The following is a 20873-nucleotide window of genomic DNA, read 5'->3' as shown; positions in this document are numbered from 1 at the left end:
ATACTTTAATAAAGCTAAATGCGATTAGAGCGTAGTTTGGTAATATTTATTGACACTATTCTTATTCAAATTTGACTTTATATTTACGCTATATAGGCAATTAAAGTAAATTTAGTATAAAATTTGGAGATTTTATTTTTAAATTTACAAAAAATAAGTATTAATTAAATTTTGTGTTTTGAAAAATTTATGAGAGATTTTAGGATTTGGTTTTGGATATTAGCTTAAGTTTATAAATTAGTTTAAAAGGAGAGGATCGGAGCAAATTTGCCCCGAAAATTATTTAACACCAACTATGATTTGAGTTGCTTTGATGATAGCAGTTACTTTGTCGCCTGCTTTTAAAGCTAAATTATGAACTGACTCTCTTGTGATGATAGCTGAAATTTTGCTGCCATTTGCGTCGATGATAACCTCAGCATTTACAGCGCCGTCTTTTATCTCACTGACAACGCCTTTGATTTGATTTGTTGCGCTAAGCTTGATGCTGTCGTCTTTTGAAACGATAACGCTTGAAGCTTTGAATAAGAATATAGCTTTTTTACCAACTTTAAGATCAAGAGCTTTCTCGCTATCAACTGTAATAGTTGCTTTTAGCACCTCGCCACCTGCTAGTTTGCCAGCTATTAGCGAATTTACCGCACCTGTTCTTACTTCTGATATCTCAACATTTAGTTGATTTCTTGCACTTAGTGACATATTTTCTCCTTATTTTGATTTAATGTTTGGGTATTATAGAGTATTATTATTAATGCGAACTTATGATCAATCAATAAAATTTTTTAATATCACAAGTAAAGATTTATAATTTACCAAAGCCCAAAATATCGCATTAAATGAACTAAAATCTAAAAATTTAATTTAAATTATTTTTGAAAAATATATGAATAATATTATTTTTTATTATAAAACAGACAAAATAAGATCGTTTCAAAATCAGATGATTTTAGATCTTAGTTTGTAGATTTTTGATTTTTAATGATTTGGTGAGAATTTATAAATTTTGCGCTTAGATGCCAGCCTCAAGCATAGCTTCTGCTTGATAGTGAGTGATAAGCGGCTCGATGATCTCGTCAAATAATCCTGCAGCCATGATCGCATCAAGGCGGTAAAGTGTTAAATTTATGCGGTGATCACTTATACGGTTTTGTGGGTAGTTATAAGTTCTTATCCTGCCTGAGCGGTCTCCAGTGCCGACCTGACTCTTGCGCTCGCTAGTCTCTTTAGCAAGCCTCTCTTGCTCTTGCATCTCGTAAAGTCTAGCTTTTAGCACCTTCATCGCAGCTTCTTTGTTTTTGTGCTGGCTCTTGCCATCTTGGTTTGTGACAACAAGTCCTGTTGGTATGTGAGTGATCCTAACGGCACTATCGGTTGTATTTACTGACTGACCGCCGTGGCCCGAGCTTCTCATAACATCAACTCTTATATCATTTGGATTGATCTCGATCTCGCTGTCTTCAACCTCTGGCATGATAGCCACAGTCACAGCCGAAGTATGCACCCTGCCCTGACTCTCAGTCTCTGGCACACGCTGAACTCTATGTGTGCCACCTTCAAATTTTAGCCTTGAGTAAGCACCTTTACCCTTTATGAGCACGATGATCTCTTTAAAGCCGCCAGTGTTGCCCTCGCTTTGGCTAACGATCTCAAATTTATATCCACGAAGCTCTGCATATCTGATGTAAGCGTTAAAAAGATCCCCAACAAATAGCGCAGCCTCGTCACCACCAGTACCTGCGCGAATTTCTAAAAATATATTTTTGTCATCGTTTGGATCTTTTGGAAGAAGTAAAATTTTAATCTCTTCTTCAAGCTTCTCTCTTGAAATTTCTAAATTTTTAAGCTCATCTTTTGCAAGCTCGCCAAGCTCAGAATCCTCAAGTAAGGCTTTATTCTCTTCGATGTCGTTTAGAATTTGTAGATATTTTTTTGCAGCAGTTGCGACTGGTTCGATAGATGATTGCTCTTTTGAGAGCTTTGTCATCTTTTCGATATCGTTTGCTATATTTGGATCGCTCAGAAGCGTAGAAATTTCATCATAGCGATCCAAAAATGGATGAAGTTTATCAGCAAACATTAAAATTTAATAGATTAAGCAGCTTTTAGAGTATTTACTAATTGAGCAAGGCGACTAACGCGACGAGCAGCAGTTTGTTTCTTCAAAAAGCCTCTACTTACGAAGCTGTGGATGCTTTTGTTAGCAACTTTTAAAGCTTCATTTGCAGCATTTAGATCTTTAGCTTCTACAGCTACACGCACTGCTTTTGTGATGTTTTTAAGTCTAGTGCGGTAAAATCTGTTTCTTTCTGTTCTTTTTATAGTTTGTCTAGCTCTTTTTTCAGCAGATTTATGGTTTGCCATAATATACCTTTTTTGATAATTTTAGTCCGTGATTATATGAAAAATATATTTAATTGTAACTGAATTTAAGTCTGCTTTAAAACAAATAAAATTTTAGATTTTAAATTTGATAATTTCTGATAAAATAGCACCATTTTATAATAAAAAGGATAAATTGATGAAACTTTTTGGAACAGACGGAGTTCGTGGTAAGGCTGGCGAAAAGCTTTCAGCTCAAACATCTATGCGCCTTGCAATGGCTGCTGGAATTTACTTTAGAAAGACCTCAGCGACAAATGTGATTTTGGTTGGAAAAGATACAAGAAAAAGTGGCTATATGATCGAAACCGCCATCGTTGCAGGGCTAACTGCAGTTGGCTACAACGTCCTTCAAATAGGCCCTATGCCAACACCTGCGATCGCATTTTTAACAGAAAATATGCGCTGTGACGCTGGCATAATGATAAGCGCCTCACACAACCCATACTACGATAACGGCATCAAATTTTTTGATAGCTTTGGCAACAAGCTTGATGAGACGATAGAGGCCGAGATAGAAAAAATCTTCTACGACGATGAGCTCATCGCAAACGCCCAAAAGACGATGACAGAGATCGGTGCAAACAAGAGGATCGACGATGTTATCGGCAGATATATCGTGCAGATCAAAAATTCATTCCCAAAAGAGCTAAATTTAAAGAATTTACGAGTAGTTTTAGATGTAGCAAACGGAGCAGCTTACAAGGTCGCGCCAACTGTATTTAGCGAGCTTGGAGCTGATGTCATCGTCATAAACAATGAGCCAAATGGTAGCAACATCAACCAAAACTGCGGCGCACTTCACCCAGAAGATCTAGCGAGCGAGGTAAAAAGGCTTCGTGCAGACATCGGCTTTGCATTTGACGGCGATGCTGATAGACTTGTCGTTGTCGATGAAAACGGCGAAGTTGTGCATGGCGACGCGATACTTGGCTCACTAGCTGCATTTTTACACGAGCAAAAGGCTCTAAAAGGTGGAGCCATCGTGGCTACGGTGATGAGTAATGCCGCGCTTGATGACTATCTAAAAGCTCGCAAGATCAAGCTACTTCGCTCAAACGTAGGCGATAAATACGTGCTTGAGATGATGAAAGAAAATGGCATAAATTTTGGTGGCGAGCAAAGCGGTCACGTCATTTTTAACGACTACGCTAAGACTGGTGACGGTCTTGTTACTTCGATGCAAGTTGTTGCAATGATGCTTAAAAAAGGCAAAAAAGCTAGTGAAATTTTTGGTGAGCTAAAGCCGTATCCACAAATTTTGCTAAATTTAAAGATCACAGAGAAAAAGCCGCTTGATAAGATAGAGGGGCTAAAAGAGCTTGAGGCTAGCCTAGCAAAAGAGGGCATAAGATCGCTCTTTAGATACTCTGGCACTGAAAATTTGATCAGACTTTTGCTTGAGGGTAAAAATCAAACTTTAGTTGAAAAACGCATGGATGAAGTTGAGAAATTTTTTATAAAAGCCCTAAATGCGTAAAAATTTGATTAAATTTTTCATAGCGTTTTTTCTCATTTTTATCGTTGATCAAGCGATAAAGATGATATTTATAGATGGTTTTTCGTGGGATGGCGAGTTTTTCTCGCTAGTTCTTACATATAATAAGGGCGTTGCATTTTCGATGTTTGCCTTTTTAGATGAGTGGCTTAAATTTATCCAGATCGCCCTCATTTTAGGCGTTTTTGTCTATCTAGTCGTTGAGAAAAAACTGCTTTGCTCGCATGCCATTTGGCTTGGAGCTTTGCTAGGAGCTGGCAGCTCAAACATCATAGATAGATTTATCCATGGCGGCGTCGTGGATTATGTCTTTTGGCACAAGTGGTTTAACTTTGCAGTCTTTAACTTCGCTGATGTGATGATCGATCTTTGCGTTGTGATGATACTTTGGCAAAGTTTTAGAAAAAGGAGAGAGAGTGGGAAATAATATCTACGTCGCATACGCACTTTGGCTACTTACTGGCTGGCTTGGAGTGCATAGAATTTACCTTGGTAAATTTATCACTGGCTTTTTGATGATGGGGTTATTTTTCGTTGGCTACTCTACGTTTTATTTCATTATAGGCATACCATTCTTAGCTATCTGGGGCGTTTGGTGGCTTATCGACGCATTTTTAGTTGGTGCTTACGTCGAGAAAAATTTACAAAAGGCCGAGCTAAAAGAGAGACTAAAACTAAAAGATAAAGAAGATGACTTAAAAAGGCTTTACGAGCTTTTTGAGAGTGGTGCGATCAGCAAGGCTGAATTTGAAGCTAGAAAAGAGATACTTTTTAGATAAGGAGACGTTATGGCAGAATATTATCTTTACTTAAAATACCTCCACTATTTGTTTTTCATCTCGTGGATGGCAGTGCTGTTTTATCAGCCAAGGCTCTACGTTTATCACGTAGAAAATATGGACAAGCCAGACTTTGTAAAAGTGGTTGAGGTGATGGAGTACAAGATGTATCACTACATCGGCTGGGTCGCACTGATTGGCTCATTTGTCACTGGCATTTTGATACTTATCGCGATGCCTGATCTTATAAAAACTGGTCACATCCACGTCAAAATTTTAGTTGTCATCTTAATGGCTATCTATCACCTAGACCTTGGACGCTACATGAAGCAGCTCAAAGAAAAGCGCTGTAACAAAAGTGGCATCTTCTTTAGAGCTTACAACGAAGTGCCAACTATCGCGATGCTCATCATCATCTGGGTAATGATAGTAAATCCATTTTAAAGGAATTTGATGAAGAAATTTTTAGCATTTATCGCTTTGCCAGCGCTTTTGATCGCAGCTACTCAGTATTTTGAGCCGATGCAGATAAAATTTGACAACAGACTCTACTCGCTAGCAGGCTCAGCCAAGCCTGTGCCAAATTTATTCACGCAGGAGTACTTGCTCCCTGGCGAGAAGCTAGATAGTTTTAGCTACATGCTCTCGCTAAATACCCTTAAATTTGACGCTACGCCAGAGCAAGCGGTCGAGCAAAAGATAAATGATCTAAAAGAGCTAAAAGCAAAAGGGCTAAAAGTGGCTTATAAAAAGGGCTCGCTGGCAAATGAAATTTATCTTGATATCACGATATTTTCAAACCTAAATGGCGTGCCAACAGCCGAGCACTCGATATATCGCTACACCAAACAAGGCGGAAATTTAGTCCTTTTCACCATCCAAAGGCGTGCTTATAAAAAAGAGGGCATTCAAAGATTTGCTACAAATTTCACGATCGAGTCGCAAGACTTTAGCAAAAAAGCCCTAGCCACACCTTTTCCCCAAATCATCAGCAAATAAAGAAATTTGAGTGTAAATTTAGCCTTTTGCACTCAAATTTTAAAACCAGACTTAACAAATTTATCTAAAAATAAAACGAATAGTTATATGATAAGAAAAACTCAAAAAGGATAGCCTATGATACATAAAATTCTTATCGCAAATCGTGGTGAGATCGCAGTTAGGATAGTCAGAGCTTGTAGGGATTTACACATCCAAAGCGTAGGAATTTACACAGCACCAGACAGCGAGTGCTTACACGTCAGGATCGCTGATGAGGCCTATCAAGTGGGCGAAGATCCGATCAAAGGCTATCTTGACGCCAAAGCGATCGTAAAGCTTGCTAAAGAGTGCGGGGCTGACGCCATTCACCCAGGATACGGCTTTTTAAGCGAAAACTACGAATTTGCAAAGGCGGTTGAGGACGCTGGGCTCATCTTCATCGGTCCAAAGGCTGAAGTCATCAAGAAAATGGGCGATAAAAACATCGCTAGATATCTGATGAAGAAAAACGGCATACCAATAGTGCCAGGCACTGAAAAGCTAAATGATGAGAGCATGGATGCCATAAAAGAGCACGCCAGACGCATCGGCTATCCAGTCATCTTAAAAGCAAGTGGTGGTGGTGGTGGCCGTGGCATCAGGGAGGTTTGGCAAGAAGAAGATATGCAAGATGCCTTTGAGTCGTGCACCAGAGAGGCAAAAGCATACTTTAACAACGACGAAGTTTTTATGGAGAAGCTTGTCGTCAATCCTCGCCACATCGAGTTTCAAATTTTAGGCGATAACTACGGCAACATCATCCACCTTTGCGAGCGTGACTGCTCTATCCAAAGGCGCCACCAAAAGATCATCGAGATCGCACCTTGCCCATCGATTAGCGAAAATTTAAGAAAGATCATGGGCGTGACCGCAGTGGCTGCTGCAAAGGCTGTGGGCTACTCAAACGTAGGAACGATCGAGTTTTTGCTAGATGACTACAATAACTTTTACTTCATGGAGATGAACACTCGTATCCAAGTGGAGCACGGCATCACTGAAGAGATCACAGGCCATGATCTTGTCGTTAGGCAGATAAGGATCGCAGCTGGTGAAATTTTAGAGATCGAGCAAAGCGATATCAAACCACGCGGCTACGCGATAGAGGCCAGGATCACGGCTGAAAATGTCTGGGAGAATTTCATCCCAGCACCAGGCACGATCGAGGGCTACTACCCAGCTCTTGGCCCATCTGTGCGCGTCGATAGCCACGTCTATAAAGACTACACCATACCGCCATTTTACGACTCACTCATCGCAAAACTGATCGTCAAAGCAACCGACTACGATCTTGCTGTAAATAAGCTTGAAAGAGCACTTGAAGAATTTACTATCGAGGGCGTGCGAACGATCATTCCATTTTTGCTAACGATCAGCAAAAGTAAGGAATTTAGAAGAGGATTTTTCGATACTAGCTACGTTGAGAAAAACTTAAAAACTATCCTTGAAAACACCTATGATGATATGAACAAAGAGCCAAATGACGACCTAGAAGAGGTCATCGTAGAGGCGATAAAAAGATATAAAAAGAAGAGATAAATTTATCTTATTGCGGCTTTGGCGATAAATTTCGCCAAGGCTAAATTTCCGCGCAAACTGCGTAAATTTTAGCTCCGTCATTTGCCACAGCATAGAGCCTGCCACCGCTTACTAGCATGATCTGATCTGCGCTAAGTCTAAATTTCTCAAACTCTATCTCTTTTAATAGCAAGCCATCTTTAGCGCTTATCAAAACTGGCTTATTTTTGCGGTTTGCGAGCAAAATTTGACCCTCGATCCAAACAAAATGCTCCGTGCCGCTGGTTTTAAACTTAAACATCACCTCACCACTTTTTGCATCCACGGCGTATAGATCTCCGCCCTTGCCAGCAGTGCCAAAGTAAAGCACCCCATCATTCAGGCAAACTGGCGTGTAGAGATATGCACCAAGCTTTAGCCGCCAGATGGTCTTGCCTATCCTTGCGCCCTGCTCTTTGGGCGGCAAATTAGCGTTTAAATTTTCATCTTTTGCTTCACTTTTGAACTCTGCACCGCCCAAAATTTCTTTGCACTCCATCATAAATGGCGAGCTCATGCGCACGCAAAAACCATCAAATTCATACGTTTTAGTGTCGTTATATATCTCTTTTACAGGCTCCTTAGCAACGCCGAGCTCGCTCATCAGCCCGTTATCTATCTTTATAAGCTTTGCTGGGGAGTTTATGTAGCCCTTGTAGTATCTAGTATTTAGCACGAAGTAGCCATTTTCTGGGTAGCAACGCGCGCTGCTAGCTATAAAAATTTCGCTTTGTTTGTAGGTAAGTGTTGATCTTTTATGCTCGCTAAAGTCACGTGAAAATGTATCTAGTAGCACGTAGTTTGGCGTTAGTTTTTGAGCTATCTCTAGCTCGCTAGGCACCCCAAAAGCAAAATGCACAAATGCAATGCGCTCACCCATCTCATAAATGCCAGTCACGCCGTGTCCGCGAAACTCCACGCCAGGCATATCAAGAGGATATGATCTAACCACGCTAGCTCCTTAAATTTATGGCGATTATAACCCAAATTTAAAAGCGCACTAGGCTAAATTTGATAAAATTTGCCAAATTTAGCAAATTTAAGGAGCGATATGTTTTTAAAATTAGACGAGATCGCTAAAAAACTAGATCAAATTTTCTTGCCGCTAGAGCAAGAGGGCATAACTGGTATGAGACTTTTGCCGCAAAAGGACGCTTTGGCGTTTATGCAAGCACAAAAGAGCCTTGGCGTAAATTTCCCAGCCAAATTTACAAAGCTTTTAAGCAAATTTGAGCTTGGCAACTTTGAAATTTGCAATGTCAGCTTTGGCTCAAGAGGCGACTACGCAAGCGAGCTAGTGCGCCTAAACAGCGTAGATGAGTTTGGCGGCAAATGGTGGAGTGGCGAGGCTCGCCCAGCAAATTTGATAGTTTTTGCCGTGGGCGATCCGTGGATATTTTTGCTTGATTGCACGAGTGGTGCGGTCTATGCGTGGCTACTTGAAGATGAGGAGCTTTGCAGCAGGTGCGTTGCGAGTGACTTTGAAAAATTTTTCATAGCGCTTGCCAGCACCTATATAGCAAGGCTAAATGATGAAGCCATGCCATCAGCCCAGAATATCCTAAATTTTGTCCAAGCAGACGACACAGCACTTTCTTTTTGGCAAGAGATGGCGCAAATTTAGTAAATTTTATAAATTTACCCTAGCAACCAAAGCAAAAACCACTTTTTATAAATTTAGTTTCGATATGTAACACTCATTGACCAAAATAAAAATATTAAAATATCTTTAAATAAAAATTTTTTCTAGCCGAGTTAATATTTAACTACAAAAAAAGGAAAAAGGAGCAAAAATGAGCGAGTACATCGAACAAACGATGGAGTGGATAAAGAAGACCAACCCAGGTCAAGGCGTCTTTGTCCAAGCTGCGACTGAGGTTTTAAACAGCCTAGAGCCGCTTATCAAAAGAGAGAGCAAGTACCAAAAACACGCGATCCTAGAGCGCATAGTCATCCCTGAGCGCACGGTGATCTTTCGCGTGACATACACAGGCGACGATGGCAGACCAAAGGTAAATAACGGCTACCGCGTGCAGTTTAACTCAGCTGTTGGCCCATACAAGGGCGGTCTAAGGCTCCACCCAAGCGTCGATCTTGGTGTGCTAAAATTTCTTGGATTTGAGCAAATTTTCAAAAACTCGCTCACTGGCGTAAATATCGGCGGTGCAAAAGGCGGCAGCACCTTTGATCCAAAGGGCAAGAGCGAGGGCGAAATAATGCGCTTTTGCCAAGCATTTATGAGCGAGCTATATCGCCACATAGGCAACACCGTGGATGTGCCAGCAGGCGACATCGGCGTGGGCGCTAGAGAGATCGGCTATATGTTTGGCCAGTATAAAAAACTAACTGGCAGATTTGATGGCATCCTAACTGGCAAGGGGCTAAACTGGGGCGGCAGTCTAGCGCGCACAGAGGCTACTGGATACGGACTAGTATATTTCACTCAAAACATGCTAAAAAAAGCTGGTCTATCGCTTGAGGGCAAAAAATGCAGCGTCAGCGGTAGCGGAAACGTCGCCATCTACACGGTCGAAAAGCTCTATCAAGCAGGCGCACTGCCTATCACCGTCTCTGACTCAAATGGATACGTCTATGACGCTGAGGGCATCGATCTAGCGGTGCTTAAAGAGCTAAAAGAAGTAAAACGCGCTCGCCTTAGCGAATACACCAAATTTAGACCAAATGCAAAATATGTAAGCGTAAGCGAATACAAAGAGGGCAGAAACGGCGTCTGGGACGTGCCATGCGACGGAGCCTTCCCATGTGCGACACAAAACGAGCTTCACCTAGCTGACATAAAAGTGCTTTACGCAAATGGCTGCCGCTTTGTGGCTGAGGGCGCGAACATGCCAAGCACGCTTGATGCGATAAATTTCATGCTTGCGCAAAAAGACTTTCACTTTGCTCCAGCAAAAGCAGCAAACGCTGGTGGCGTGGGCACAAGCGGACTTGAGATGATGCAAAATGCTGGCATGACTTCGTGGAGCTTCGAGGAGGTCGATCGCAAACTTCATGGCATCATGAACCACATCTTTGAGCTAAGCTATGAAACGAGTAAAGAGTTTGGCGATGAGGGCAACTTGGTGCTTGGCTCGAATATTGCTGGCTTTAGAAAAGTGGCTGATGCGATGATAGATCAAGGATATGTGTAGGCCAATTTCGCTCTGCAAATTTACGTCCAAGCCAAATTTGGACGTGAATCAATATAAGGCTGGCTTGGTTTAGCTAAAAGAGAATTTGCCTTTTGCACGGCAAATTTTACTAGCAAGCTATCAAATTTACACTGCTTTGAAGTATTTTATACGGTATTCGTTTTTTGCATGGCGTGGCGGATGTGGAATTTGAAACTTGACTAAATTTCACTAGGGTGGCGAGCAGACCACTTTTTTAGAGCTTGTAGTATAAATTTTGCTAAAAGAACTAATATGACGGCAAATGGTGGAGTGGCGAGGTTTGAGCAGCAAAATTGAAAGTTTTTGCCGTGGGAGATCCTTGGATATTTTGCTTGATTGCACAATGTGGTGCGGTCTATGCGTGGCTGCTTGGTAATAAGAAGCTTTGTAGCAGATGAATTTCTAGCGACTTTAAGGATTTTTCATAGCGCTTGCAACTTCAGCACAGTAAGACTAAATGATAAAATCCCGCCAGAAAGCGAGCAAGACCTAAAATTTCTCAAGCAGATAAAAAACACTTTTTTGACAAGAAACGGCTTATGAAATTTAGTAAATTTAGACTCATCCAGCCTAAAATCTCTTTTATAAATTTAAAACTACAAACAAGCGAATTTCTTACTAAATTTAGCCTAAAAACTCGCACACGCACCATCAATTTATAAACTTCTCAAGATGGTTATCAAATTTACTCCAACAAAGGTGGCTTGCTTCACCCAGTCAAATTTCAGCAAATCACTCTTGTAAGGGTTGGCAGAAAAAAGGTGGGATAAATTTTGGTAAGCGAAAATTGAAATTTATTGCATTTAACCCACAAATAAGCAAATTTTTCATCAAATTTAGTCACCACATAAAAAGTATTATTAAAGCAATATTTCTCTTGCCAAATTTAGCTAGATATTAGGCGAAAATTAGCTTAAAACACTCGCACCGCATTTAAATTTACAAACTCACAAGAAGTTCAAATTTACTCTAATGGGCTGCGTTTGCTTGGTCAAATTTCAACAAAGCAACCCACGTGAGCGATAGCAAAATAATTAAATTCTGCTAAGTAAAGATTAAAATTTGATAAATTTAAGCTATAAATAATTAAGTTTCTTACCAAATTTGCTTATCACATAAAACCAAAAGTAGTCAAAACATTTTGTAAAAAGCATCATTAAAACGATATTCTCTTTGCCAAATTTAGCTAGCTCATAGGCAAATTTAACCTAAAACACTCATACAAGCATATAAAAAACAAAATTTAAAACTCACAAGAAGCTTTTAGACACAGCGCTTTTGCAAGTGACAGTAAGATAATCAAATTTGGACAAGATAATTTAAAATTTGATAAATTTAAGCTACAAATAATCAAGTTTCTTACCAAATTTAGCCTGCAATTAGACAAAATTTGATTTCAAACACTCACGCAAACACTTAAATTTACAAACTCACAAGCCACATCAACCGCAAATGCCCTTGCGTAAATTTAGCAAATATAAAAATGATAGAATTTTCGAGAAATAGTTATTTGTGAGTTTTTGTATTAAAAATTTAATGAAAAAGAGCAAGCCCTAGCCTGCTCTTTTGAGAATTTAACCCTTTTTTGGAGTTACAAGCATATTTACATAACGACCTTCTATTATAGGCTCTTTGTCGCGGTCAGCTTCATCTTTGATCATCTCCCATACCTTCTCAAGCATGGCTACTCCAGCCTCTGGGGTGCTCATCTCGCGACCCTTTAAAAATACACGAAATTTAACATGTTTGCCATCTTGCAAAAACTCGCTTGCGTGTTTAACCTTGTAGTTTATATCGTTTTGGGCGATCTTGACAGAGAGTTTTATCTCTTTTATCTCGATGGTTTTTTGCTTTTTCTTGGCCTCTTTTTGCTTTTTCTCTTGCTGATAGCGGAATTTACCATAGTCCATTATCTTGCAAACTGGCGGCTTCGCATCTGGCGCTATAAGCACTAGATCAAGCCCAAGCCTATTTGAGATCTCTAAAGCCTCATCTCTTGAGATGACACCGTATGCCGTGCCATCATCCCCTACACATCTTACCTCTCTCGCCCTTATGTCCTCATTGAGCAATACTTCATTTTCCTTACTCAAAAATGTACCTCACTAAGTTTCTCCTTCGTTAAATTTATAAATTCCGCCAAGCTCATATCGCTCTGCGTCCTAGCCTGTCTGTCGCGCAACGCAACGCTCTTGTTCGCTACCTCGTTGTCTCCTAGCACGACTATCATAGGCACCCTTTGTTTTTCTGCCGTTCTTATTCTCTTATTTAAACTCTCATTTTTACTTGCGATCTCGCTATCGACGTTGATCTTTCTTAGCTCGCGTGAAATTTCTTTTGCGTAGTCTAAATGCGCGTCGCTAATAGGCACGATGACGACTTGCGTAGGAGCTATGAAAAATGGTAGCTCGCCAGCAGTGTGCTCAAGTAAAATTCCTATAAATCTCTCAAAACTACCAAGCAGTGCTCTGTGAAGCATTACAGGGCGCTGTCTTTCGTTATTTGCGTCGATGTAGCCTAGATCAAAGCGCTCTGGCAAATTAAAATCGACTTGTATCGTGCCGCACTGCCACTTTCTCTTAAGCGCGTCAGTGATCTTAATGTCGATCTTTGGTCCATAAAATGCGCCGCCGCCCTCGTCGATGCCGTATTTAAAGCCATTTTCATCAAGAGCTTCTTTTAGCGCTTTTGTAGCAGTTTCCCAAATTTCATCGCCACCGATCGCTTTGGCTGGCTTGGTTGATATCTCCATCTCATAGTGGAAGCCAAAATTCTCCATTATTGTGCCAGCAAATTTTAAAATTTCTAAGATATTTTCTTTGATCTGGCTTGGCATACAAAAGATATGTGAGTCATCTTGTGCAAATTCGCGAACTCTGAAAAGTCCGTGAAGCACGCCACTTTTCTCATGGCGGTGTACGACGCCGTACTCGAAAAATTTAAGCGGCAAGTCGCGGTAAGAGCGGATGTCACTTTGATAAACTTTAATGTGACCAACACAGTTCATCGGCTTGATGCCATACTCTGTCTCATCGATCGTTGTAAAGTACATATTTTCTTTATAGTTTGCATAGTGACCGCTTCTTCTCCACACGTCAGCCTTTAAAAGCTCAGGACCACGCACTGGCTCGTAGCCGCGGTCGCGGTGGGCTTTGTATAAGAGCTGCTCTAGTTTTGATCTTAAGCGTCCGCCATTTGGTAGCCAGATAGGCAAACCGCCGCCCACTTCTTCATCAAATGTAAATAGCTTCATCTCGACGCCAAGCTTTCTGTGATCGCGCTTTTTAGCCTCTTCGATGATGCGGATGTGCTCTTTTAGGCTCTCTTTGTCTGCGTAAGCTGTGCCGTAAATTCTAGTTAGCATCTCACGGCTCTCATCGCCACCAAGATACGCACCAGCCACGCGTGTAAGCTTGAAGAATTTTAAAAATTTAGTATTTGGCAGGTGTGGTCCGCGGCAAAGGTCTTCAAAATCACCTTGTGCGTAGCTGCTCACTTCGCCATCTGGAATTCTTTTTAAGACCTCTTGTTTTAGATCGTCGTTTTTAAATTTCTCACTCATATTAGCTTTAGTTGAGCAGGTTTTAACGATGTCAAATTTCTTCTCAGCAAGCTCTTTCATCTTATCTTCGATCGCTGCTAGATCGCTCTCACCTAGCTTCGTGCCCTCATCATCAACTCTAAAATCATAATAAAATCCATCTTCTACGTTTGGTCCGACAAAGAATTTCGCCTTTGGATAGAGTGATTTGATAGCTTGTGCCATGAGGTGTGCACAGGAGTGTCTGATAACGTGTAGTGCCTCTTTTGAGTTGTCAAAATAGATAGGCTCAGCACTACTCTCACGCCCTGCGATACTTTGAGTATCGACTATTTCGCCATTTAGTTTGTATGCGATGATATCGCTCATTGTTTTTCCTTATATCAAATTGTCTTTTTTACGATAAAAGAACGATTAAGGATTTTATCGAAATGGGCTTTAAGCTAAACTTAATAATTGCTAAGCAAATTTTTATAAATTCTTTTTAAATTTATTAAAATTTGAGCCAAAATTTTTGGATTTTAAAATATATTTTTTTATATATAAAGATAAATATCCCTAAAATATGCGTATTTTATCAATATAATTTATTATATTTTAAGATTATCCCTGATAATATTTGCTCCTGAAATGAATTTAGCAATTTCTCGTCTTTGCATTACTTAAATTCATTTTTCTCCCGACAAATTTAGTGCTAGGAAGTGGTTAGCCTAGCACTTTTCTTTCACAAATTTTACAAGAGTTGGTCTTACTATTTTGGCGTAGTCTTTTGCGTTTAGGACGATTGATCTATCAAGAAGCCCTGCATTAAAGGCGATCTCCTCGTTTTGCTCTAGCAAGCTTTCATCCACGACAAGGTGCAAATTTTTATGAAAGCTAAATGGTGGAACCGAGCCAAAAACGCAATCAGCAAGCGCTGTAACCTCCTCTGGACTAGCAAGGCTCGCTCTTTTGCCATCAAATTTTTGCGTAAGCGCGTCAAGATCAGCCTGCTCGTCAGCTGGCAAGACCGCAAGCAAGTAAATTTTACCAGCCTTCATCGCTGGCTTTTCATCATCTAACAAGTAGCCATCTAGCACATTTTCATCTTTAAAAATTTGCCTAAATTTCTCTTCATCAACGCCCTTTATAGAGCAGACTAGCGCCTTTGCTCCCTGACTCATTTTAGTGCCCCTTATCTTAGCGACCTCCTCTGAAGTCCTAGCACTCTCATGCTCTATCACTCTAAATTTAGCCCCATTTTTACTAAGAAGCTCGTGGATTTTATTAAAAATTTGCTCTGACACAGCTCTTTCCTTTGGATAAATTTAGTTAAAATTATACCGCTAAAACAAAAAAAGGGCAGGAAAATGCAGATAAATTTAGATGACGTAAAGATCGAGCCAAGCTGGAAAGAGGTGCTAAAAGATGAGTTTTTGAGTGAAAATTTCGCTCGCATCAAAGAGAATTTCTTAAAAGCAAAGAGCGCTGGCGTCGTCTATCCACCAAGCGGGCTTATATTTAACGCATTTAATCTAACGCCGTTTCACGCCGTAAAGGTCGTCATCCTAGGCCAAGACCCATATCACGGCGCAAATCAAGCCATGGGGCTAAGCTTTTCAGTGCCTAGTGGTGTGCGAGTGCCACCAAGCCTTGTGAATATCTATAAAGAAATTTACGCCGATCTTGGCATAAAAGAGCCAAATAGCGGCGATCTTACAAAGTGGGCAAAGCAAGGCGTGCTGCTACTAAACTCGACTTTAAGCGTAAGTGCTGGAGCGGCAAATTCTCACGCTAGCTTTGGCTGGCAGGGTTTTACAGACGCCGTCATAAGAAAGATTAGCCAAAATTTACAAAACGTGGTTTTCATGCTCTGGGGCAACCCAGCCAAGGCAAAAGCGCCGCTAATAGACGCCAGCAAACATCTCATCTTAGAAGCAGCCCACCCAAGTCCGCTAGCTCGTGGGGCATTTTTTGGCTGCAGGCACTTTTCAAAGGCAAATATCTACCTAGCAAACCACGGCAAAACGCCCATCGAGTGGGACTTAAACGCTAAAATTTGAGCTATTTTTTAAGCTCATCAAGAAGCTTATTTACCTTTTCAAGCTCGCTTTTGCAAAATTTCTCATCGTTATTTTGCATTATCATCGCCTCTTGGCCGCTTTGTCTTTGCTTAAACTCATCAAATTTAAGCTCAAAAAGCCTTAGCGCTTTCTCATCACCCGCAAGCTTCTTGCTCTCTTTGGCGTAAAGCTCGTCAAGATAGAGCCTACTTTGCTTGACATACTCCTTGCAAACATCGCTTGCACCAAATAAATTTACGCCCAGCAAAAGGGCAAAAATTAGAGATTTTTTCATATTTTTCCTTGAAATTTTTGCGTTATACTAGCCTTTAAGCACTTAAATTTTAAAATATTTTGTAAAAAAAGGATGAAAAATGAGACGAAAAGATAGAGAGTTAAGCCGTGAAGATGGCTTAAAAATCATAGATGAATGTGAATATGCGGTAATTTCATGCGTGGATGATGAGGGAGAAATTTTTAGCGTGCCTATCTCGCCTGTTAGGGTTGGTGAGAGCATTTTCGTCCACGGAGCGACCGCTGGTAGCAAGGCAAAACTGCTTCAAAATGGGCGAAAAGTGGAGTTTGTCTGCGTTAGCTTCAACAAGGTCCCACATCTAAATAATAGCGAGCTAGAGGCGATAAAGGACGATGGCAAGGCGCTTGGCGGTAAGGTCTTTACGACTGAATACAAAAGCGCCATCGCAAAAACAAGAGCCTACGAAGTGACAGACGAAGCCAAGAGATATGAAATTTTAAAAATTCTCAGCCAAAAATATACAGCCTACGCGATGAGCACATTTGACGTGGCGGCTGAGTATGGGCTAAAAAATATGAAAATTTACGAGCTAAAGATAGAGAACCTTAGCGCAAAGGCTAAAATTTTGCCAAAAGCGGTAAAGGAGTAAATTTGAGCTCACTTGCACTGATGTTTAGACCAAAAAACTTGGATGAAATTTGCGGACAAAAGGCGGTTAAAGCAGCCTTTTTAAAATTTATAGCCACAAGCAAGATACCGCACTCCATATTTTATGGTCCAGCAGGCTGTGGCAAGACGAGCTTTGCAAGGGCAGTCGCAAGCGGGGCAAACTACGACTTTTACGAGTTTGACGGCGGAAATTTAAAGATAGATGACTTTCGCAAAATTTTAAAAAACTACGAGAACGCCCTAAATAAGCCACTCTTTTTCATAGACGAGATCCACAGGCTTAGCAAAACCCAGCAAGAAGCACTGCTTATACCCATGGAAAACTACAAAGCCCTAGTCATCGGCGCTAGCACGGAAAATCCCTTTTTCACGCTAAGCTCAGGCATCAGAAGTCGCTCGATGCTCTTTGAGTTTAGACCGCTTAGCAGTGGCGATTTTGAGGAGCTTCTTGACAAGATCAGAGAGCAAATTTCATTTAGTATTGACGAAGAAGCAAAAGAGTATCTCTTTAAAAGTAGCGGCGGCGACGCAAGAGCTATGCTAAATTTACTCGAATTTGCCATCACGCTTGATGAAAATGTGAGTATAGAAAATTTAAAAACACTTCGCCAAAACGCCTTAAAAGAGGGGGCAAAAGAGGACGACACGCACTACGAGCTAGCAAGTGCTTTTATAAAAAGTCTGCGCGGAAGCGACGAAAACGCCGTAATCTACTATCTCGCAAGGCTCATAGACTCTGGCGAGAGTGCGGACTTCATCGCTAGAAGGATGGCGATATTTGCCAGCGAAGACATCGGCAACGCAAACCCAAATGCACTAAATTTAGCCGCAAGCACGCTTAGCGTCGTAAAAGAGATAGGCTTTCCAGAGGCTAGGATCATACTGGCTCAGTGCGCCGTCTATCTAGCTAGCTCGCCAAAGTCAAACTCCAGCTACAACGCGATAAATGCCGCCCTAAGATACGTGCAAAGCGAGGAAATTTTAAAGATCCCACCATATCTAAAAAACCACACAAAAGAGAGCAAAGACTACCTTTATCCGCATGATTTTGGCGGCTGGGTCGAGCAAAAATACCTAGAAAAACCGCTCGTTTTTTACAAAAGCAAGGGCATAGGCTTTGAAAAAACGCTAAATGAGTGGCTAGAAAAGATAAGGTCAAAGGGCTAAATTTAGGCTTTGTTCTTTCGAAATTTAAAAAGGTAAGCGCATGAACGAGCAAAATTTAAAATATATCGCAAATTTAAAGATAAAAGAGGTGCCGTGGGCGAAGCTAAGCTGTAGTTACGGCACGGCGGAGCTTTTTGCGCAAATTTTAAACACACTTGCAAAGGCTGTAAAAAAGTCTAAATTTGATGAAAAAGAGCTTAGCGAGCTGCTTGATGAGATCTTTGGTGAGTGTGAATATCAAGAGACATTTTGGCACGCAACGCCATTTGCGCTCGTTTTTTTAGTGCGAATTTATAAAAGTGCGCTAGGCGAAAAAGGCGATGCAGCTAAATTTATCTCGCGTAAGCTTGAACTCTTTTTTAAATTTATGCTTGAAATTTGTGAGAAGCTAGAGCATCTTGAGCATGCAAAGCCGCTTGTAAAGATGGAGCAAATGCTAGAGCCAAAGTATCTTGATATCGTAGATCAAGACGAGCTGAGCTACGACGATAGGCTATTTTACAGCTTTTACTATTACTCACGCATGGTTTTGCAGGGCGCTTTTGTAAAAATTTAGTTTGGGTATGATTTTTTAGTAGTTAATTTAAATTTTATATTTTTTCAAATATACTTCTTAAATCCAAATCAATCACGAAAGTTAAAAAAATGCCTACAAATTTTGCTGAAATTTTAAACAACTGCGTTGAAAGTATAAATTCATTTCTTTGGGGTCCATACTTCCTCATCGCCCTACTTTGCGGCACTGGACTATTTTTTACCATTAGACTTGGCTTTGTTCAGATTTTTAAATTTAAGATGGGTTTAGGCGAACTTTTTGGAAATTTTTCACTTCACGGCGAGGCTGCTGGCAAGGCTGGTATGAGCTCGTTTCAAGCAGTAGCAACCGCTATCGCGGCACAAGTTGGCACTGGCAACCTCGTGGGTGCGACCACAGCGCTTATCATGGGCGGTCCTGGAGCCATTTTTTGGATGTGGTGCGCAGCCTTTTTGGGCATGGCTACAAATTTTGCTGAAATTTGCCTCGCTCAAATTTACCGCACGAAAGATGACAGCGGCCACACGATAGGCGGTCCAGCCTTTTACATAAGCCGCGGATTAAAGGGCAAATGGGCGAAATTTCTAGCTGGATTTTTCGCTATCGCTATCATCATCGCACTTGGCTTTATCGGCAATATGGTTCAAGCAAACTCCATATCAGACGGCTTTAGCGGTGCTTTTGGCATACCGCAGTGGCTAACAGGGGCGTTTTTGGCTCTCATTTGCGCGCTAATTTTCATAGGTGGCGTAAAGGCGATCGCAAGGGTCGCTGAAAAGATCGTACCACTAATGGCGCTACTTTACATCGTTGTTGGCGTGGTTATCATCGCATTAAATTTTCACCAAATCCCAGAGGCGATCTCACTAATATTTAAAGCTGCGTTTGATCCTTCGGCTGCTTGGGGTGGGGCAACTGGAGCTAGCATCGCAGCTGCTATGAGATACGGCATCGCAAGGGGTCTTTTTAGCAACGAAGCTGGCATGGGCTCGACTCCGCATGCACACGCTGCTGCAAACGTCAAACACCCAGTCGATCAAGCCGTCCTTGGCATAATGAGCGTCTTTATAGACACCTTTGTCATCTTAAATATAACCGTTTTTGTGGTGCTAACCGCAAACGTCATCAGCTTTGAAAACGGCAAGGCGGTCTTTACTGGCATCACCTTAGTGCAAGAGGCGTTTTCGTCACATATATTTGGCAAAACTGGCGGTTATAGCTTCGTGGCGATCTGCCTATTTTTCTTCGCATTTACGACGATCATTGGCTGGTACTACTTCGCTGAGATCAACGTGCGCTACCTTTTTGGCGCAAAAGCGGTTAAAATTTTTAAAATTTTAGTTGTTGTTTTTGTATTTTTAGGCAGCTTGCAAAAGGTCGATTTTGTCTGGAGTTTAGCTGATATGTTTAACGGACTTATGGTTGTGCCAAATTTAATCGCCATTATCCTTCTAAGCCCAGTCGTGGCTAAACTTTTAAAAGATCACGACGCTGGCAAAGAGTACGACGTAAAAGAGTATTTGAAGTAGATTTATCTCACTAAAAAAGCTATCTTTGATTTTATGTAGTAAGAAATTTCAACGATACTTTGTCTTTATTAGTTTAAACACAAGATAGGAAAAAAGAATTAAAGTTAAATTTACACAAATTCCAAAAGCACTTTGAATAATTAGCACCAAACCTATCATTTCATGGAAAAAGCACATTACAACCATAGTTACTACAAATAATAAATTTACATCCAGTGATTGATTTATAGAGATTTTTAGGCTATCTATGCTTTTTTATCTACACAAGCAATAAACTCATACATCCTTAAAATTTTTATCCCAAAATGAAAGCCCAGACGATATAAAAACAACATTATTAAGAGAAATATAAAAACGTTTGCGTTTGGTACGTTTAATGCCAATGGCACAAGCACTAATGTCAAATAGGTATAATATGTTTTTAGTGAGTATTTTGGCTCAAAGTGAGTGAGATATTGCAAATTTAGCTCCTTGCTAAAACTAATGATACATCTTGTATCGTTGTTTTGCTGCAAAATTATTATATGAATTGTTTTTAAATACTTATAGAAACTGAAAATGATTGAAAATAAATGGTGGCCCCGAATGGACTCGAACCATCGACCACTACCATGTCAAGGTAGTGCTCTACCAACTGAGCTACGGGACCAAAGATTTGGAATTATATTTTATTTTCCTTTTTATTTAGCTTAATTGCCATTTTCTTTAAAATTCAAATGCATAAAACTAGT

At 40.6% G+C, this 20873-nt stretch carries 22 protein-coding genes and 1 tRNA gene; 14 read left to right on the top strand and 9 right to left on the bottom strand.

What is annotated here, in order from left to right:
- Nucleotides 1-279: 279 nt before the first annotated feature.
- The 3 genes from CYP05_RS05625 to rpsT form a co-directional block, all read right to left on the bottom strand.
- A complete protein-coding gene (locus CYP05_RS05625; protein WP_009295093.1) occupies nt 280-699 on the bottom strand; it encodes a TOBE domain-containing protein in 420 nt (139 codons plus the stop codon).
- A 310-nt stretch (nt 700-1009) separates the two neighbouring features.
- Nucleotides 1010-2077 (bottom strand): peptide chain release factor 1, encoded by a 1068-nt coding sequence (prfA, locus tag CYP05_RS05620; protein WP_004317452.1) that lies wholly within the window; start codon nt 2075-2077, stop codon nt 1010-1012.
- Nucleotides 2078-2091: 14 nt separating this feature from the next.
- Entirely contained in the window at nt 2092-2361 is a 270-nt protein-coding gene (gene rpsT / locus CYP05_RS05615; RefSeq protein WP_004317319.1) for a 30S ribosomal protein S20, read from the bottom strand.
- Nucleotides 2362-2518: 157 nt separating this feature from the next.
- Between rpsT and glmM the strand changes: the two genes are divergently transcribed.
- From glmM to CYP05_RS05585, 6 genes are all read left to right on the top strand, one after another.
- Complete coding sequence (glmM, locus tag CYP05_RS05610) at nt 2519-3859, top strand: phosphoglucosamine mutase (RefSeq protein WP_103642241.1); 1341 nt, start codon at nt 2519-2521, stop codon at nt 3857-3859.
- Nucleotides 3852-4304: a signal peptidase II gene (gene lspA / locus CYP05_RS05605; RefSeq protein ID WP_103642240.1), complete on the top strand. Its 453-nt coding sequence runs from the start codon at nt 3852-3854 to the stop codon at nt 4302-4304. The genes glmM and lspA overlap by 8 nt, the downstream gene beginning before the upstream one ends.
- Nucleotides 4294-4656 carry an NINE protein gene (locus CYP05_RS05600; protein ID WP_103642239.1) on the top strand — a complete coding sequence of 121 codons (363 nt, stop codon included), beginning with the start codon at nt 4294-4296 and terminating at the stop codon, nt 4654-4656. Before lspA ends, CYP05_RS05600 begins: the two co-directional genes overlap by 11 nt.
- Before the next feature lie 9 nt (nt 4657-4665).
- Nucleotides 4666-5100: a CopD family protein gene (locus CYP05_RS05595; protein WP_004317437.1), complete on the top strand. Its 435-nt coding sequence runs from the start codon at nt 4666-4668 to the stop codon at nt 5098-5100.
- Nucleotides 5101-5109: 9 nt separating this feature from the next.
- Nucleotides 5110-5655, top strand: coding sequence for a hypothetical protein (locus CYP05_RS05590; protein ID WP_103642238.1), 546 nt, complete (start codon nt 5110-5112; stop codon nt 5653-5655).
- A 117-nt stretch (nt 5656-5772) separates the two neighbouring features.
- Nucleotides 5773-7212: an acetyl-CoA carboxylase subunit A gene (locus tag CYP05_RS05585; protein ID WP_004317286.1), complete on the top strand. Its 1440-nt coding sequence runs from the start codon at nt 5773-5775 to the stop codon at nt 7210-7212.
- A 40-nt stretch (nt 7213-7252) separates the two neighbouring features.
- Here the strand turns inward: CYP05_RS05585 and CYP05_RS05580 are convergent, their stop codons facing one another.
- Nucleotides 7253-8182 carry a PQQ-binding-like beta-propeller repeat protein gene (locus CYP05_RS05580; protein ID WP_103642237.1) on the bottom strand — a complete coding sequence of 310 codons (930 nt, stop codon included), beginning with the start codon at nt 8180-8182 and terminating at the stop codon, nt 7253-7255.
- A gap of 99 nt (nt 8183-8281) precedes the next feature.
- On the opposite strand from CYP05_RS05580, the gene CYP05_RS05575 reads away from it, so the two are divergent.
- The 3 genes from CYP05_RS05575 (at nt 8282) to CYP05_RS05565 (ending at nt 10946) form a co-directional block, all read left to right on the top strand.
- Nucleotides 8282-8854, top strand: a complete 573-nt coding sequence (locus tag CYP05_RS05575) for an SMI1/KNR4 family protein (protein WP_103642236.1) — start codon at nt 8282-8284, stop codon at nt 8852-8854.
- Nucleotides 8855-9023: 169 nt separating this feature from the next.
- Nucleotides 9024-10382 (top strand): NADP-specific glutamate dehydrogenase, encoded by a 1359-nt coding sequence (gene gdhA, locus CYP05_RS05570; protein ID WP_103597829.1) that lies wholly within the window; start codon nt 9024-9026, stop codon nt 10380-10382.
- A gap of 378 nt (nt 10383-10760) precedes the next feature.
- The gene (locus CYP05_RS05565; protein WP_103642235.1) at nt 10761-10946 is read left to right on the top strand and encodes a hypothetical protein; all 186 of its coding nucleotides are present in this window, start codon (nt 10761-10763) and stop codon (nt 10944-10946) included.
- 1031 nt (nt 10947-11977) lie between these two features.
- Here the strand turns inward: CYP05_RS05565 and infC are convergent.
- From infC to CYP05_RS05545, 3 genes are all read right to left on the bottom strand, one after another.
- Nucleotides 11978-12496 carry a translation initiation factor IF-3 gene (gene infC, locus CYP05_RS05560; RefSeq protein ID WP_087585065.1) on the bottom strand — a complete coding sequence of 173 codons (519 nt, stop codon included), beginning with the start codon at nt 12494-12496 and terminating at the stop codon, nt 11978-11980.
- Nucleotides 12493-14313 (bottom strand): threonine--tRNA ligase, encoded by a 1821-nt coding sequence (thrS, locus tag CYP05_RS05555; protein ID WP_103573649.1) that lies wholly within the window; start codon nt 14311-14313, stop codon nt 12493-12495. The genes infC and thrS overlap by 4 nt, the downstream gene beginning before the upstream one ends.
- Before the next feature lie 341 nt (nt 14314-14654).
- Entirely contained in the window at nt 14655-15230 is a 576-nt protein-coding gene (locus CYP05_RS05545; RefSeq protein WP_103642234.1) for a YbaK/EbsC family protein, read from the bottom strand.
- Nucleotides 15231-15293: 63 nt separating this feature from the next.
- On the opposite strand from CYP05_RS05545, the gene ung reads away from it, so the two are divergent.
- Entirely contained in the window at nt 15294-15986 is a 693-nt protein-coding gene (gene ung / locus CYP05_RS05540; protein ID WP_103642233.1) for a uracil-DNA glycosylase, read from the top strand.
- A 1-nt stretch (nt 15987) separates the two neighbouring features.
- On the opposite strand, the gene CYP05_RS05535 is transcribed toward ung, so the two are convergent.
- Nucleotides 15988-16281 (bottom strand): hypothetical protein, encoded by a 294-nt coding sequence (locus CYP05_RS05535; protein ID WP_103610383.1) that lies wholly within the window; start codon nt 16279-16281, stop codon nt 15988-15990.
- 79 nt (nt 16282-16360) lie between these two features.
- Between CYP05_RS05535 and CYP05_RS05530 the strand changes: the two genes are divergently transcribed.
- The 4 genes from CYP05_RS05530 to CYP05_RS05515 all read left to right on the top strand — a co-directional run bounded on the left by CYP05_RS05530 (nt 16361) and on the right by CYP05_RS05515 (nt 20142).
- Complete coding sequence (locus tag CYP05_RS05530; protein WP_103642232.1) at nt 16361-16891, top strand: pyridoxamine 5'-phosphate oxidase family protein; 531 nt, start codon at nt 16361-16363, stop codon at nt 16889-16891.
- 20 nt (nt 16892-16911) lie between these two features.
- Nucleotides 16912-18078, top strand: a complete 1167-nt coding sequence (locus tag CYP05_RS05525) for a replication-associated recombination protein A (RefSeq protein ID WP_258031525.1) — start codon at nt 16912-16914, stop codon at nt 18076-18078.
- A 40-nt stretch (nt 18079-18118) separates the two neighbouring features.
- Nucleotides 18119-18634 (top strand): ATP-dependent DNA helicase RuvA, encoded by a 516-nt coding sequence (locus tag CYP05_RS05520; protein ID WP_103610386.1) that lies wholly within the window; start codon nt 18119-18121, stop codon nt 18632-18634.
- 89 nt (nt 18635-18723) lie between these two features.
- A complete protein-coding gene (locus CYP05_RS05515; RefSeq protein ID WP_012000977.1) occupies nt 18724-20142 on the top strand; it encodes an alanine/glycine:cation symporter family protein in 1419 nt (472 codons plus the stop codon).
- A gap of 573 nt (nt 20143-20715) precedes the next feature.
- On the opposite strand, the gene CYP05_RS05505 is transcribed toward CYP05_RS05515, so the two are convergent.
- Nucleotides 20716-20791: transfer RNA gene (locus CYP05_RS05505), tRNA-Val, on the bottom strand.
- Between the last annotated feature and the right edge of the window lie 82 nt (nt 20792-20873).

Source organism: Campylobacter concisus, assembly GCF_002913545.1.
Taxonomy (GTDB): domain Bacteria; phylum Campylobacterota; class Campylobacteria; order Campylobacterales; family Campylobacteraceae; genus Campylobacter_A; species Campylobacter_A concisus_AV.
Note: the sequence above shows the minus strand (reverse complement) of the source record. Positions and strands in the feature narration are given on the sequence as shown.